General features: G+C 56.2%; 1 protein-coding gene. It reads right to left on the bottom strand.

Translation table 11 applies throughout. The annotated features are described in order from the left end of the window. Positions 1-16: 16 nt before the first annotated feature. Complete coding sequence (locus tag ACIOU9_RS17910) at positions 17-1,105, bottom strand: IS110 family transposase (RefSeq protein ID WP_133835122.1); 1,089 nt, start codon at positions 1,103-1,105, stop codon at positions 17-19. Positions 1,106-1,400 lie beyond the last annotated feature (295 nt).

Raw genomic sequence — 1,400 nt, 5'->3', positions numbered from 1 at the left:
GACTCTTCTATGTCTGTCAAGCCGCAACCGGAACCTCTTCAATCATTTTTGAAGCACTGAAGATTCTGAAGATCCGACGGGCGAGATAGCGTTTGATGCATCGACGGATCTCCCGATCAGTCTTCCCCTCAGCCTGACGCTTCTCAACATAAACTCGAGTCTCTTCGTCATGGGCCATGCGTGTGACCGCGGCAATATGCAGGGCAGCATTTAATGACCTATCACCACCACGATTAAGCCGGTACCGGGTTGTGTTCCCGGACGACGCAGGAATCGGATTCACGCCAGCCAGGCAGGCAAACGCCGCTTCATTGCGCACTCGCCCATCATGGGACCACGCGACGAAGCACTTCGCAACTGTGATTGCTTTGAAGCCGACCTCATCTAATAGGGGTGCTGCTACGCTGACCTTCACCAGCTCGTCCAGTTGCTGCTCGTTGGCAGCCAGCTGCTGATCCAAGTCCAGGACATGTTTGGCCAGTCGTACCGCTTCCGACCGTGCAATCCTCAGCGACAGTTCTTCTTCCCGGTCCCGCCACCGGCTGATTTCAGCAATCTGGCTTCCGATCAGTTTCTTTCGGGCATCAATCCCCAGGCCGTTGCTGCGAATCAGGGCGTTCAAAGCATTCACGGACCTGGTACGGTCTTTCGCCATCGAGCTGCGTGCCGTGACAAGGATGCGCAATCCTTGGCGGATTCCCTCATTCAGCCGGGGATGGCGCAATTTGTCTACCGGAAGCGGCAGGGACGCCATTGCCATGCGATGCGCATCTAACACGTCAGTTTTTCCCACACCACGGTTCTGTTTCTTGCTCATGCGTGGTGCCTCGGATACGGGGAACCCATGGGCTGCAACAGTGCCGGCAAGGATCGCTCCATAGGTGGCGGCACCTTCAATGATCCAGAGGGTGTCAGCGTTGCCTTCGGTGCGTCGTGCGACCCAGCTAATGGCCCTGTTGATCCCACTGCTGGTCACTGGAAACGACTGGGTATCGAGTAGAGCGCCATTGCTGGAATCAATGATGGCGTAGACATGATTACGTGAGTGAGTGTCGACACCCACGACAAATGGGTGGCAATGAGCGACGATAGGTTGTGCGGTCACCGTACTTTCCTTTCCTGGATTTTCTTGGTCGGCCGTGAACGGCCGGTACCAGTCCGGGTAAGGGTCACTACGGAACAGCACTGTGATGGGTCACGCCCCTAGCTGGGGTGGACAATCTTCTGATCAAGTTACCGAGGTGGGCCGGATTGGTCCCGGCCGACCCACCCCATTTGGATGGACAGGTCAATGGAATGACACCTTTCGGGTCAGGCTTTTAATGAGTCACATCCAAGGGTGGGACGGCTGGTTCTTATCCTGCCAGCTAGTCCCAGACCAACCACCTCGATACTCACAG

It is taken from the genome of Glutamicibacter sp. NPDC087583, from assembly GCF_044743685.1.
Lineage (GTDB): Bacteria > Actinomycetota > Actinomycetes > Actinomycetales > Micrococcaceae > Glutamicibacter.
Note: the sequence above shows the minus strand (reverse complement) of the source record. Positions and strands in the feature narration are given on the sequence as shown.